Annotated in this window: 10 protein-coding genes; 7 read left to right on the forward strand and 3 right to left on the reverse strand. The window is 38.2% G+C overall.

Going from position 1 to position 14,374, the window contains the following annotated elements; all coding sequences use genetic code 11:
• Nucleotides 1–391: 391 nt before the first annotated feature.
• The 4 genes from ACNF4Z_RS05850 to ACNF4Z_RS05865 are packed head-to-tail and all read left to right on the forward strand — an operon-like array spanning nt 392 to nt 7,093.
• Entirely contained in the window at nt 392–1,924 is a 1,533-nt protein-coding gene (locus ACNF4Z_RS05850; protein WP_458328307.1) for a class I SAM-dependent DNA methyltransferase, read from the forward strand.
• Nucleotides 1,911–3,170: a restriction endonuclease subunit S gene (locus ACNF4Z_RS05855; protein ID WP_458328308.1), complete on the forward strand. Its 1,260-nt coding sequence runs from the start codon at nt 1,911–1,913 to the stop codon at nt 3,168–3,170. The genes ACNF4Z_RS05850 and ACNF4Z_RS05855 overlap by 14 nt, the downstream gene beginning before the upstream one ends.
• On the forward strand, nt 3,171–6,266 hold the full coding sequence (locus ACNF4Z_RS05860; RefSeq protein WP_458328309.1) for a type I restriction endonuclease subunit R: 3,096 nt from the start codon (nt 3,171–3,173) through the stop codon (nt 6,264–6,266).
• On the forward strand, nt 6,263–7,093 hold the full coding sequence (locus tag ACNF4Z_RS05865) for a hypothetical protein (RefSeq protein WP_458328310.1): 831 nt from the start codon (nt 6,263–6,265) through the stop codon (nt 7,091–7,093). Before ACNF4Z_RS05860 ends, ACNF4Z_RS05865 begins: the two co-directional genes overlap by 4 nt.
• 199 nt (nt 7,094–7,292) lie before the next feature.
• Here the strand turns inward: ACNF4Z_RS05865 and ACNF4Z_RS05870 are convergent, their stop codons facing one another.
• The 3 genes from ACNF4Z_RS05870 to xerA form a co-directional block, all read right to left on the reverse strand.
• Nucleotides 7,293–7,616, reverse strand: coding sequence for a hypothetical protein (locus ACNF4Z_RS05870; protein ID WP_458328311.1), 324 nt, complete (start codon nt 7,614–7,616; stop codon nt 7,293–7,295).
• 895 nt (nt 7,617–8,511) lie between these two features.
• The gene (locus tag ACNF4Z_RS05875) at nt 8,512–9,885 is read right to left on the reverse strand and encodes a hypothetical protein (protein WP_458328312.1); all 1,374 of its coding nucleotides are present in this window, start codon (nt 9,883–9,885) and stop codon (nt 8,512–8,514) included.
• A 252-nt stretch (nt 9,886–10,137) separates the two neighbouring features.
• Nucleotides 10,138–10,980 carry a site-specific tyrosine recombinase/integron integrase gene (gene xerA / locus ACNF4Z_RS05880; protein WP_458328313.1) on the reverse strand — a complete coding sequence of 281 codons (843 nt, stop codon included), beginning with the start codon at nt 10,978–10,980 and terminating at the stop codon, nt 10,138–10,140.
• Nucleotides 10,981–11,077: 97 nt separating this feature from the next.
• Here xerA and ACNF4Z_RS05885 point away from each other — a divergent pair, with 97 nt between their 5' ends.
• From ACNF4Z_RS05885 to ACNF4Z_RS05895, 3 genes are read left to right on the forward strand one after another with little or no spacing between them, the layout of a single operon-like run.
• The gene (locus tag ACNF4Z_RS05885; protein ID WP_458328314.1) at nt 11,078–12,406 is read left to right on the forward strand and encodes an MmgE/PrpD family protein; all 1,329 of its coding nucleotides are present in this window, start codon (nt 11,078–11,080) and stop codon (nt 12,404–12,406) included.
• Nucleotides 12,393–13,289: a methylisocitrate lyase gene (gene prpB, locus ACNF4Z_RS05890; RefSeq protein WP_458328315.1), complete on the forward strand. Its 897-nt coding sequence runs from the start codon at nt 12,393–12,395 to the stop codon at nt 13,287–13,289. The genes ACNF4Z_RS05885 and prpB overlap by 14 nt, the downstream gene beginning before the upstream one ends.
• Entirely contained in the window at nt 13,286–14,347 is a 1,062-nt protein-coding gene (locus tag ACNF4Z_RS05895; RefSeq protein WP_458328316.1) for a citrate/2-methylcitrate synthase, read from the forward strand. Before prpB ends, ACNF4Z_RS05895 begins: the two co-directional genes overlap by 4 nt.
• The last annotated feature ends 27 nt before the right edge of the window (nt 14,348–14,374 follow it).

The raw sequence follows: 14,374 nt of genomic DNA on the forward strand, positions 1-14,374 counted from the left end.
ATAATTACAATTGTGATTTTAGCAAATCCTAAAAGGGAATGTCAGCTTAATTTAACACGCTTATATTTATTTCAAAATCTGGTAAAATAATTTCTCCATAAATCAAAAAGCGTAGATTTTGTGTTTACTGCAATTCAAAAGTTTAGTATCACTATATTTAGAAGAGGTTCCATATTGAAAATTACAAAAACATTGCTAGAATTTATAAATGGTTATCATGACCTCGCTAGAATAAAATTCTTGTCACTCTCCATGAATCTTACCGAGAATGGAGTTCCATTTTAATTTAAAACTCTATCTTGTAAACTACGAGATTGATATCCATCAGAGATTAGATAATTATCTACCTTTTTTAGATAAAATTTATTATGGTTTGTTGATAAGGTATAATGTGAACAACCCTGATTCCGATCTTGAAAAGAGATTATGGTCCGCCGCCGACAAATTACGTTCAAACATGGATGCTGCGGAATACAAGCATGTGGTTCTTGGTCTCATATTCCTGAAATATGTATCCGACTCTTTTGAGGAATTTCACAAGGAGCTTGAAAATGATACCAGCCATCTTTCTGATCCAGAAGACAGAGATGAATACATTGCAAGAAACGTATTCTGGGTTCCCATAGAGGCAAGATGGAGCTACCTTCAGAAGAATGCAAAGCAGCCAACCATAGGACACATAATAGACGAAGCCATGGAAAAAATAGAAAAAGAAAACCCTTCCTTGCGAGGCGTTCTTCCAGAAAATTATTCTAGGCCATCACTTGACAAGCAGAGGCTTGGTGAACTCATCGATCTCATCAGTGGAATTACACTCGGCACATTAGATTCCATTGACAAGGATATTCTTGGTAAGGTTTATGAATACTTCCTGGGACAGTTCTTCCTTGCTGAGGGTAGGAAAGGGGGCCAGTTCTACACTCCTCGAAGCATTGTAAAGCTTCTTGTTGAAATGATAGAACCATACAAAGGGAGGGTCTACGACCCATGTTGCGGTTCCGGTGGAATGTTTGTGCAGAGTGAGAAATTCGTCCTGGCTCACCAAGGAAAAATCGACTCAATACACATATTCGGTCAGGAATCGAACCAGACCACATGGAGACTGTGCAAGATGAATCTTGCAATAAGGAATATCGATTCTGATGAGGTGAAATGGAATACAGAGGGTAGCTTCCTCAATGATCTGCACAAGGATCTAAGAGCAGACTTCATACTTGCTAATCCACCTTTCAATGATTCAGATTGGGGCGGTGAAAGATTGAGGAACGATGTCAGGTGGAAGTATGGTGTCCCGCCAGTGGGTAATGCTAACTTCGCATGGGTTCAGCACTTCATTCACCATCTGGCACCAACAGGCATTGCCGGATTTGTTCTCGCCAATGGATCAATGAGTTCTAACACTTCCAATGAGGGTGAAATCAGAAAGAATATCATTGAGGCCGATCTTGTGGACTGCATGGTTGCTCTCCCCCCGCAGCTCTTCATGAACACGCAGATCCCAGCATGCTTGTGGTTCGTAACCAAGGATAAGAAGAACAGTGGCTTCAGAGATCGTTCAGGGGAAACACTTTTCATTGATGCCAGGAAATTCGGAAAAATGATTGACAGGAAATCCAGAGTACTGACAGATGAGGACATAAAGAAAATCTCTGATGTCTATCATGCATGGAGAGGTGAAGGTGGGGAATATAACGATGTTCCTGGCTTCTGCAAATCCTCGGATATTGAAGAGATCAGGAAGAACAACTACGTTCTCACTCCTGGGAGATACGTTGGCACTGAGGAGGAGGAAGAGGATGATGAGGAATTCCAGGAGAAGATGCAGAGGCTAGTATCGGAACTGAAGCAGCAGATGGATGAAAGTGCCAGACTGGATGAAGAGATAAAGAAGAACCTGGAGCGGATTGGGTTTGGAAGGAAATAGAAGTCATATGAAATACATCACTGGTATGATTCCAGATGATTGGAAACTCGATAAATTAGGCAACCTTTTTTATATAAAAACTGGCAAGACAAATGTACAAGATTCCACAAAATATGGAGAATATCCACTATTTGATAGATCTTCAGCGATCAAAAGGAGCAGCAAGTATCTATTTGACAGTGAAGCAATTATTGTACCGGGAGAGGGAAAAGAATTTCTTCCAAGATATTTTAATGGAAAGTTTGATCTTCATCAAAGGGCCTATGCTTTGATTCCTAAAGATAAAAGTATAAATGTAAGATTCGTGTTCTATTGGATATATTTAAATAGAGTTTACTTTGAAAAAATTGCAGTTGGGTCAACAGTGAAATCTTTGAGATTAGAACATTTTTACAATTTTCATATACATTTGCCTTCTAAAAAAGAACAAGATTCTATCTCTTTAATCCTTTCATACTTTGACACTAAAATAGAACTAAACGAAAAGATGAACAAAACACTTGAGGCAATTGCAAAGGCAATATTTAAGCACTGGTTTGTTGATTTTGAATTCCCCAATGAAGAGGGGAAGCCATACAAGTCAAGCGGAGGGGAGATGGTTGATTCTGAGTTGGGGGAGATACCAAAGGGGTGGGAAGTTAAAAAAACAGGAGATGTTATAACTGTAACCAGAGGTGTATCTTATCGGACTGACCAATTGACGCCATCTAATAATGTGCTTGTTACTCTAAAATCTGTGGTCCGGGGAGGCGGCTTTACAAAGAAAGGTTTTAAGTCTTATTCAGGAGATTACAAAAGCGATCAGGTCTTGCACTCGAAAGATATAATTATGGCATTTACCGATCTAACTCAGCTTGCAGAGGTAATTGGGCGTCCAGCGTTAGTAGAAGCAACAAATGTGTACGACACTATGATTGCTTCTATGGACATTGGTATCATCCGACCTAAAGAAGATTTTCAATACAGGTATTTTATTTATCAGTTACTGAAATCTGCGGCTTTTCAATCACACATATTGGGATACGTAAACGGAACCACCGTTTTACATCTTAACAATGAGGGGCCAAAGAGTTTTAAATTTCCATGTCCCGATATCAAAAGATTAGACATGTTTGAAAGTGTTGTATCCCAACTTTATGAAAGAACTCAGAAGAATTCTAATCAAGTTGAAAGTTTGACGTCAATCAGAGACTTAATTCTCCCAAAATTAATGTCTGGGAAATTAAGAGTCCCATTGGAGGAATAAATGTCTAACTGGATAACAGAATCAGATGTTGAAAAGTTGTTCCTTGATATTCTCTCACGCATCGGCTATTCCGTCAAGTACGGACCTGACATTTCGCCTGGTGGAAATGAACAGGAGAGGGAATACTCTGATCCGATACTCACCAACAGAATGAAAGAAAGTCTTCAGTCAATCAATCCTGATATTCCGAATGAGGCAATAGAGGAGGCCATTAGGAAAATCAAAAAGAATGACAGTCAGGATATAGTATCGAACAACCATGATTTCCACAATCTCCTAGTAAATGGTGTTGATATTCAATATAGGAGAAAGGACGGCTCTATAAAGCATGACAAAGTCTTCATCTTTGATTTCAACCATATTGAGAACAATGAGTTCCTGGCAGTCAACCAGTTTACCATTGTTGAAGACAAGCATGAACGAAGGCCTGACATTGTTCTATTTGTTAACGGTATCCCCATTGTCCTCATGGAATTAAAGAATCCAGAGGATGAGAATGCAACTATCTGGTCAGCATTCAAACAGATCGGAACATATCTTAGTGAAATTCCATCGATATTCAGGTTCAATGAGATATGCATAATAAGCGACGGCATTGATACTAGATATGGTACCATTACGTCACCAAGGGAAAGATACTCGCAGTGGAAGACAGTAAATTATGAAAGACCAAAGGATCTGACGCAGCTTGAAACACTAATAAGAGGTCTGCTCACTCCAGGTGTTCTTCTTGACATTGTAAGGAACTTCATTGTGTATGAAATGGACAAATCAAATGGTGCTGTGAAGATATCAAAGAAAGTGGCAGCATACCAGCAGTACAATGCCACCAATAAGGCTCTATTATCAACAGTAAAGGCAATTGATTCAGATCACAAGGCTGGGATAGTGTGGCACACGCAGGGATCTGGGAAGAGTCTCACTATGGTCTTTTACACCGGCAAACTTGTCCTTGAGCCAAAGATGGAGAATCCTACAATTATCTTGCTCACAGACAGAAACGATCTTGACGATCAGCTTTTCGGGACATTTGCAAGGTGCCAGGAACTTCTCAGACAGGAGCCGAAACAGGCAGATTCAAGGGAATCACTGAAGGCACTGATAAACGTGGCGTCAGGCGGTATTGTCTTCACTACGATTCAGAAGTTCCTTCCAGAAGAAGGAAATGATTTTCCCCTTTTGTCTGAAAGGAAGAACATTGTTGTGATTGCGGACGAGGCCCACAGAAGCCAGTACGGTTTCAGGGCTGATATATCCAGGGATGACGGGGATATCAAATACGGATTTGCGAAATACCTGAGGGATGCCATTCCAAATGCAACCTTCATAGGCTTCACAGGAACACCCATAGAAAAGGAGGATCGGTCAACACACCAGGTCTTCGGCAAATATGTTGATATCTACGATGTGCAGCAGGCCGTGGAGGATGGATCCACCGTCCGTATATACTATGAGAGCAGGCTTGCCAAGATCGATCTGAAACCTGAAGAGAGACCCCATATCGACGAGGAGTTTGAAGAAGTAACAGAAGGGGAAGAGGTATCCACAAAGGAAAAACTCAAGAGCAAGTGGGCCAGGGTCGAGGCTGTTGTGGGAAGCGAGAACAGAATCAAGACTATAGCAAAGGACATAGTGGAACACTGGGAATCACGATCTTCTGTGCTTGAGGGAAAGGCCATGATCGTGACAATGAGCAGGAGGATTGCCATTGAACTTCACAATGAGATCGTGAAGCTGAGACCACAATGGTATGATAAGGATGACGATAGGGGAAAGATAAAGGTAGTAATGACTGGGTCCGCTGCCGATGGACCTGAATGGCAGGAGCATATCAGAAACAAGGAGAGGAGGCAACACCTAGCAGAGAGGATGAAGGATCCTACTGATCCTCTTAGTATTGTAATCGTGAGAGACATGTGGTTAACAGGATTCGATGCACCAAGCCTTCACACCATGTATATTGACAAGCCCATGCAGGGCCACACATTAATGCAGGCCATTGCAAGGGTAAACAGGGTTTTCAGGGATAAGCCCGGTGGTCTGGTGGTTGATTATCTGGGTCTTGCATTCGAGCTTAAGAAAGCACTCTCAGAATACACAGAGGGTGACAGGAGAGAGACCGGAATACCAATGGATCAGGCAATAGCCATCCTGGAGGAGAAATACGATATAATAACAGCAATGTTCAATGGATTCGAATATAGATCATTCTTCACTGAGGACACAAAGCAGAGATTATCGATTATTGAGATGGCAATGGACCACATCCTTTCTCAGGAGGAAGGGAAAGAGAGATATATCAGAAATGTCACTGAACTGACAAAGGCATTCGCCCTTGTTGTTCCTGATCCTTCCGCTATCAAATTAAGGGATGATGTTGGCTTCTTCCAGGCAGTTCGATCAGCATTGATAAAGAACACAGAATCCAGAAGAGTTGTTTCCGGCGAATCTGAAACTGCAATAAAACAGATACTCTCCAAAGCGCTTGTTTCTGATCGTGTCATTGATATATTTGCAGCCGCAGGATTGAACAAACCGGACATTTCCATATTATCGGATGAGTTCCTTGCTGAAGTGAAGGATATGCCTCAGAAGAACCTTGCATTTGAGATGCTGAAAAAACTCCTTAATGACCAGATCAGGATAAAGCTGAAGAAGAATATTGTGCAGCAGCGTTCGTTCTTACATCTTCTGGAAAAGGCTATAAAAGCATACACAAACAAGAGCGTTGAGACTGCACAGGTGATACAAGAACTCATAGAACTGGCAAAGAAGATCAGGGAGGAACAGAACAGGGGAAAAGACCTTGGTCTGAATGAGGACGAAATTGCATTCTACGACGCTCTTGCTGACAATGAGAGTGCAAAGGAGGTTCTTGGTGATGAGACTCTGCGGACAATAGCAAGGGAACTTGTCGTAACGGTGAAGAGGAACATAACAATTGACTGGTCAGTTCGAGAGAGCGTTCAAGCGAAACTGAGGGTCATTGTGAAAAAGATACTGAGGAAGTATGGATATCCGCCAGACAAACAGGAAAAAGCAACCATTACGGTGCTGGAGCAGGCAAAGTTAATTGGGTATGAGTGGGTGAGTTGATCAGTTTAATTGAATCCGCTGTCTTTACAATCCTAGGTGGTTTAGTTGCAGGAGGTGTAGGGTACCTCGCTAATATAATCAGTTTGAGAGAACAGAGGAAGCAGAAACACCTTGAGGATCACAAAAAGAATCTAAAGGCTTTAAGTAAGGCTCTTGACCAACTCTGGAGTGAAGTCTGGCCCTTCGTTTACGGTGCTGAAGACTTAAAGCTTCCTAAACCGCCTTTCGGAAATGAAAAAAGAGTTCAAAATATAGATATAAAGACAGAGCCCATTGCAATGGAGATACCTAACCCGTCTTCAAATGACAGCAGAGTTATTCAAGTTGGAATTGACGAGATTCTGTATGATGATATACCAGTGCACTTTCCAGAGTTGCATAAATTGTTGGAGAAAACAGAACTAGACGTGAAAGAGAATGGTAAAGAGATTCTAAAACTTTTGAATTCTCTTTCTGCCAATATATATGAAAAACTAGTCGGTAGCGAAATTGATTTTCCTTACTGGGATGGAAATAAAACTGTTTTCAAGAAGTTCAGGGATTTAAAAAACGAGATCCTTGAAACGGACTTTGCGGGATCTGTTTTTCTCATGGTGCTAGGTGAGGATGAGGGCAATTGGCCAAGAAAAGTTGGACGGTTAAAAAATAATCGTGTCTACGATGAATTAAAGAATCTGTCAGAAGCGGTTAAAATTCAGTTTGGGGACGAATTGGATCATCTCCGCTGGTTGCATGATAAAATATTTAATCTCATTCATGAGACAAAAGAGGAAATAGAAAGGAATAACCTCGCAACAAGACTAAATGGTAGATGCAGATATCTTTAAGCTCATAGTATCTTATAATATACTTGTGTTCGCTTCCTTAAACCATATATGCAAATAATATTGGCATCCCTGCTGAAAACACTATATGTTTTTAGGAAATTAAGATTTGGTTCACAATACCATGTTTCCTTCTGAGGGTTTTCTGGTTAAGTCCCATGCCTCTCTAAATTATTTTTCCCCTCCTCTTCCTATTTTCAACCTAATACTGCCCTATCCAGTTGAACAATTTCATGTCACCGATCTCAACATCTGCCCTGTCAAGCGGTTTCGGAGACAGATAAATGTTGTCTATGACTTTATCAAGAATTCTTTTAGGATTGTTGGCCCCAAAGGCCCTCATCTCATTCTTTGCTTTGTCCTTTTCTTTTTGTATTTCCTGTTTCGGTTTTTTACGTTTCTCGCTGAGTTTGATCTCACTAATCATATCCTCATTACTGATCACTTGAAGATTATTCACTACCTTTTCTACAGGTAGTTTAAGTGTCTGAACCTGGTCACTGGCTAGAATTCTGACATTCAACATTACTTCAGATATTCGTCCGGGTTACTTTACATCCTATAAAGACTGTGATAACGCTTTGAACTTTGAATAGAATTCCTTAATAATGCTAAGAATTCAAGGTCCTTCAGGTTACACATCTGCCTCTCTTTCTATCCGGTACCCGTTTGAAATCGTTTTCTAACCGATGTCGAGGCCACAGTGTATATGTTCCGTATGCATTCTGTAAAATTTCAGCCAGTTCTTTTTACTTCTATTTCAATTACAATATAATATAATGTTTAACTAATTCCATAGCCTGTCAGAATAATTAGAGAAATAAAAAGATTTGTCATTGTCAGGAGGAAGAGACAATTTCATATAAAAAGTTTCTAATTTTTTAAACAATCTAATCATTCTAATTTTCTTTTTACATATAGAAGGTGTTAAAAAAAGTACCCAGGCTTTTGCTCATCCTTATTAAATGGTGCCTCTTGCATTATAAGGGAACCTTGAAATACAAGAGTCTCAATCGCATACCTGTATGACTTTGCAAACAGTTGAGCGTATATCTGTAGCAAGGAATCCTGAATTCATAAGCCTTCGGGTGAGAATTTTGATGTATAATTGATTCGCCTTTTTGTCATTTGCTTTCAATTTCAGATCATACTTGTTCTTTCTGTCGCTTGCTATTGTTCTGAATTTGTGAAATAATTAAGTTTTTGATATAAGTATTTTTCATCCTAAATGAGAATGGAGTTTTATTGGAAACTCTTAGACATAATTTATGAATTTTTATTGAAACTTAACAGAATGTTTTGAATAATTTGTAAATTGAATCTTTTCCATAAAATATCCATTCAGTTCTAATTATTTTAATTTATCAAAAAATATTCATTATAAATGTATATTTGTTAATATAAATTTGGAATATATCTTATCACTTCTTATTCTTGAAATGATTTCTTATTTCAAGTGCTACATCTGTTATAATTAGAAGAATGATGATTATATCATAAAGGTATATACCACCTGATATTCTGTAATCAAAAATATCCTGATGAATGAAATAGTCTGGAATATAGAAATCAGAGTAAAGCACATAATTTAAAGAACTGAAGAATGAAATATTCCCCATACTTGCAATTGTATCCCACGATGTGAAATTGTAAAAATTTCTGTTTATGTTATAAGAAACAGAGGGAAAATAATAAGTATTATTGTTGAAAAATGGCAAATATGAAACGTTCAGAATGATTTGTCTCTCACTGAAACTGATTATGGTTGAATTTAAAATTAAATTGACAACTTCTCTTTTTGTGCCGTTACCAATTTCACTTATCACGTTAAGTTTTGAACTAAAATTTGTTGCGGAAAGATTGGATAGATCAACAATTCGAATTTTAATATTCTGTGCTGAATAGTTGACTAAAACATTGTAAATAATGTTTCCTTCGAAAACATAGGTTTCATTAAGTGTATTATTTGAATATATGGGAACAAATTCAGCATTTCCGCTGGTCATTTCAGAAACTTTTACATCTGAATAAATCATATTTGGTTCACTTGCATAAAATGCGGATAATGATAGAAAAAGGGCAATAAGCACGATAAGAGATTTTTTTGAAAACTTTCTGTATCCTTTACTATCATGTTTCCCACCTGATAATTTGCTTATACCGTAACCTGTAATAATTGCAACGACTACAAAAATTATAAAATTAATTATAAGATTAATGGTGAATGATGAAATTGTGGATTCAAATGATGCCAGCACAGTTGAGATTTTGACCTGTGAAAATGAATTCTGTGTTGAAACTCCCGATACCTGTGGACTAGCTGAACCAAAAAGTGCTGATATTGTTTTGAAAAATTTGTAGAAAACAGGCTCTCCCTTAATTGCAGCAAGGCTTCCGTTCCCTGGTATTGCAATCATTTTATTCTGAGGAAGAAACTGTGCATTGCCAGAAATTAAATTGTTAAATTCTCCAATGTACAGTATAATCGATAAAATTGAAGCACTTAACAATTCAAAAAGGGAAAGAAACACTGCAACGGAAGATGTAAATGCCCTTGTCCACTTTCCAGCCGCCAGCCCGGTTAATGCTCCACAAAGAACCAGTATGGGAAGCAAATACACATTGTTAAAAGGACTGGTAAAAAGTTCATTTAAAATTGAAACAAAAAAAATCAGTCCAGGACCCAGGTATGGATAGTATCCTTCAATTAAGACTGAATAATATTGGGATAGAAAATAGAATGAAAACAAAATCATTGTGAAAAGACCAACCACGTACGCAATAAATTTTCCCATAATTTTCTATTAAATATATTAAATCATTATTTAAGATTTAATTTAAAATAAAATAAGTTTATTGACTTTTCAGTCCGCATTTCCATTTTCAAAATACTGGTCTACATAAAGTTTCATATCCGCATTATCCATTTCCATTATCTCATTTTCCATATAGAATTTACAATTTTATCATATTTATAATTTATGTTTTTAAAAATATGCAATCGCATAACTCTAAATTAAGAAAACTTTAAAGATCATTGGTCAAATTCAAAATTTAGGCCTGTATTTCATATACAGTTCTTTCATTGCTCCGCTGTCTATATGTGTGTATATCTCCGTAGTTCCTATGTTTGAATGGCCAAGAAGAAGCTGTATAAACCTTATATCTCCTCCGTTTTTCAGAATTTCTGTTGCGAAAGTATGTCTGAGGGTATGGGGCGTTATTTTCTTCCGGATACCTGCAGCCTGTGATGTCTCCCTAACAATTCTCTCTATTGTTGCTGTATTATATTTCCCACCCTTCTGACTTGTGAAGAAGTAAGGTGAGATTCTCCCATATTTTAAATTCTCCTCCCGATATTCCACAAGAGCCTTCACCGTGTCATCATCTATAAGAACAATTCTGTCTTTGTCACCCTTACCACTCTCAACCCTTACAGTCTTTTCATTGAGGTCAATATCCTCCACCTTTAAGGAACACATCTCACTGACACGGAGACCTGATGAGAGAAGAAATCTTATTACCGCCCTATGGAATTTTCCATTTGCAGCCTCAATCAATCTTACCGCCTCTTCATTTGTCAGATAAACCGGCAGCTTTCTTGATCTTCTAGGGGGTTTTAGATTTTCTGGTGGCCTTATGTTGAGTGCCCTATACATATATGTGATAGCCCTCACAGCAAGATACTGGCTTGATTTTGAATATTTCTTTTCTGTTGCAAGAAAATATTTAAACCTCTCTATTTCTGCCGGATTTATATCACCGGGCCATTTACCGGTGAACTCAAGAAATAGTTTGCACAGAAATAGATATTCCTTTTCAGTTGCCCTGCTCTTCATATCGGATATAATTTTTTTTCTTGTAATTTCCAGGGCATCATTAATATTCATTGAATAAAAAAGTAAAACAAGCATAAAAAAATTTCCTGAACAATTTTCCCATATATCAACACATATATTCTTATGTATTTTCAAAGAATGCACTTCTATGGATTCTACAGTAAAAAAAATTTTAGAAATGTCTCACAGACTGAGGAATGGTGATCTTGAGGAGAAAAATAAGGAAGAAATTAGAAAAAGAATAGCTGACATAGTGATCACATCATTTGGTGCCAGGGATTCTGAGCCTGTAAAAATACTTAAAAATACTTTTTCAGGCGTGAAGGGAAAAGAGAACGCATCAATTTTTTTCACAAAGGAAAAGGTTTCTGTTGATTACGCAACAATGATAAACGGAACAATGACAAGATATCTGGACTATAATGATACATATCTTTCAAAGGAGGCACTTCATCCATCGGACAATATACCTCCAATGATAGCACTTGCAGAATCAAGGGATATGAAAATGAAGGATGTGGTGATCTCCTCTGCAGTTGCATATGAAACTGTTTGTGCACTTTCCGATGCAGTATCAATAAGGGACAGGGGATGGGATCATGTCACCTACATTTCAATTTCATCAGGTACTGGTCTTGCAACCCTTATGGATTTAGATGATGAAAAATTTGAAAATGCTTTAAATCTCTCAATAAATAATAATGTCAGTATGAGGCAGACAAGGGCTGGGGAGCTGAGCATGTGGAAAGGAGCAACTGCTGCCAATGCCTGCAGAAACAGTGTTTTCGGAACTTTGCTTGCAGAAAGAGGTTTTACCGGTCCGTCCCCTATATTTGAGGGCGAAATGGGTTTCTTCAAACAGGTATCTGGAAATATGTCACTTGATTTTTCAAAATCAAGGATTGGGAAGACCATGATAAAGAATTATCCTGTGGAATACCATGCAATGAGCGCTGCTCAAACATGCTCAGAAATGAGAAACGAAATAAAGGGTGAAATAAAATCAATTGAGGTTGAAACATTCAAGGTTGCACACACAATAATTATTAAGGATCCTGAAAAACTAAGACCAAAAACAAAAGAGACTGCAGATCACAGCATGCCATTCATCATAGCATACTCTCTTATTTATGGTGAACCTGTACCCCAATCATACAGTGAAAAATACCTGAATGATCAAAAAATATTATCACTTATAGACAAGATGAATTTCAGGGTTACGGAAAGATTCAATGAACTCTATCCTGAGAAATTGCCATTCAAAATTATTGTTAAGACGGACAAAGGGAATTTTGAAAGGGAAATGCTATTTCCAAAGGGTCATCACATGGACCCATATTCCTGGGATGATCTGAGAAAAAAAGCTGAAAGGTCCATGAATGAAGATTCTGCAAGGGATCTGGTGGAATTCTCAAAATCCATGGATAACAGAGATGTCTCTGAGTTTATTGAGGTGGTAAATAATGTCAAGGCTTAGGGACAATAGAAACTTAGGCCCCTCCGCTCTAAGAAGAATGATGAAAGATGGCATAGTGGTGGCTCCTGGTCTCTTTGGTGGAATGGGTGCAATAATAGCTGAAAGAACGGGATTTAAGGCAGGATATCTTTCCGGCTCCCAGATTGCTGCATACATGGGAATGCCGGATCTTTCAATTACAACACTAAGTGAGGTAGAAAGGGAAGTAAGGAATATAACAAGAATATCAAGCCTTCCGCTCATAGTTGATGCAGATACTGGTTTCGGAGAGTCAATAAATGTGGAAAGAACAGTCATTGAACTTGAAAGTGCCGGTGCATCAGCAATACATATTGAAGATCAGGTTATGCCAAAAAAATGTGGTCATCTTAAGGGTAAGGAACTGGTATCTCCGGACGATATGGTAATGAAAATAAAAGCGGCTGTTTCAGCAAGAAAAAATAATGATTTTATTATAATAGCAAGAACAGATGCAAGAGCCCTGGAAGGTATAGATGGTGCACTTTCAAGATCAAGGGAATATATTTCTGCAGGGGCAGATTGCATTTTCATAGAGGCCCTTGAAACAAAAGATGAGTTCATTGAGTTCAGAAAGAAGACAAATGCATTTTTACTTGCAAACATGACTGAGTATGGTAAATCACCATTGCTTTCGGTAAGAGAGCTTGAGGACATAGGATATAACATTGTAATATTCCCTCTTACTGCATTCAGAACAGCTTTGAAGGCAATGGAGTTGGCATATTCCCAGCTTAAAGAAAAAGGGACGCAGGCTGGGTTTTTAAATGAAATAATGACTCGCCAACACTTTTATGACCTGATAGGATACGGCGAGTACGAAGAAGAGGATGTCTCTCTTTCAAAAAGGAGGTATGATCAATGACTGAAGAAATAACTGTTCCAAAGGGACTGGCAAATGTTGTTGTGGATAGTACTTCAATTGCAACAACCGGTTCATCTGGCCATCTTCTTTACAGGGGATACAGGGCCATAGATATTGCCGAAAAGAAAAAATTTGAGGACGCTGCATTTTTAATTGTGAATGGAAGATTACCTGATGAAAAGGAAAGAAATCAGTTCACTGAATCGTTAATGAAACAGATGTCTCTGGATTCAACATTTATAAATGTTATCAGGGATATAAAGGAAAAGGATATAATGAGAAATATAAGAACCCTGGTATCAGCATATCATTACAGAACAAATGATGTTGATGACCTCTTCCTTGAGATGGAAGGAAAACTTCCAGTGTTTTCGGTTTACACCTCAATGATATATGATGGAAAAAATATAGAAAATTTTTCCGGCGATGGTTTTTCTGATGCTTTTTTCCGGAAGATCGGTAAAAAGATTGAATTTTCAAGATCATTTGAAAAACTCATGATACTTTACATGGAGCACGAATTTAATGCATCAACATTTGCCTTGAGGGTTGCAGCATCAACCCTTACTGATCCTGTTTCAGCAGTTACGGCAGCTCTTGCAACGCTTAAAGGACCTCTGCATGGAGGTGCAAATTCAGAGGTGCTATCTTACCTTGGAAGCATACATAGCAGAGATGACGCAAAAAATTATGTTGAGCAATCTCTATCATCGGGTAAGAAAATTATGGGCTTCGGGCACAGGGTTTACAAGAAGAAAGATCCAAGGGCCCAGTTCGTTAAATCTGAATTGCAAAAAATAGCGCCGGATCAGGAAAAATTCAAGGCTGCAACATATGTTGAAGAATATATGTTTGAGAAGAAAGGCATTCCCGCAAACGTTGACCTTTATGCGGCTGTTCTCATGGATTATCTTGGGATAGAGGAGAAATACTACCTGCCAGTTTTTGCGTGTTCCAGAATTTTCGGGTGGCATGCACACTATAAGGAACAGGTTGAAAACAACAAGTTAATAAGGCCGGCCGCTCAGTATATAGGGCCTGAGGAAAGAGACCTTTAAAATTTTAAATACTTTATCTTACAAAAT

It is taken from the genome of Caldiplasma sukawensis (assembly GCF_052315375.1).
Taxonomy (GTDB): domain Archaea; phylum Thermoplasmatota; class Thermoplasmata; order Thermoplasmatales; family Thermoplasmataceae; genus Cuniculiplasma.

What these genes read in the sequence shown, in the direction of transcription:
- xerA (WP_458328313.1), bottom strand. Translation starts at nt 10,980, where the DNA reads ATGAATATTAATGATGCCCTGGAAATTACAAGAAAAAAAATTATATCC.
- ACNF4Z_RS05870 (WP_458328311.1), bottom strand. Translation starts at nt 7,616, where the DNA reads ATGTTGAATGTCAGAATTCTAGCCAGTGACCAGGTTCAGACACTTAAA.
- ACNF4Z_RS05860 (WP_458328309.1), top strand. Translation starts at nt 3,171, where the DNA reads ATGTCTAACTGGATAACAGAATCAGATGTTGAAAAGTTGTTCCTTGAT.
- prpB (WP_458328315.1), top strand. Translation starts at nt 12,393, where the DNA reads ATGTCAAGGCTTAGGGACAATAGAAACTTAGGCCCCTCCGCTCTAAGA.
- ACNF4Z_RS05885 (WP_458328314.1), top strand. Translation starts at nt 11,078, where the DNA reads ATGGATTCTACAGTAAAAAAAATTTTAGAAATGTCTCACAGACTGAGG.
- ACNF4Z_RS05875 (WP_458328312.1), bottom strand. Translation starts at nt 9,885, where the DNA reads ATGGGAAAATTTATTGCGTACGTGGTTGGTCTTTTCACAATGATTTTG.
- ACNF4Z_RS05895 (WP_458328316.1), top strand. Translation starts at nt 13,286, where the DNA reads ATGACTGAAGAAATAACTGTTCCAAAGGGACTGGCAAATGTTGTTGTG.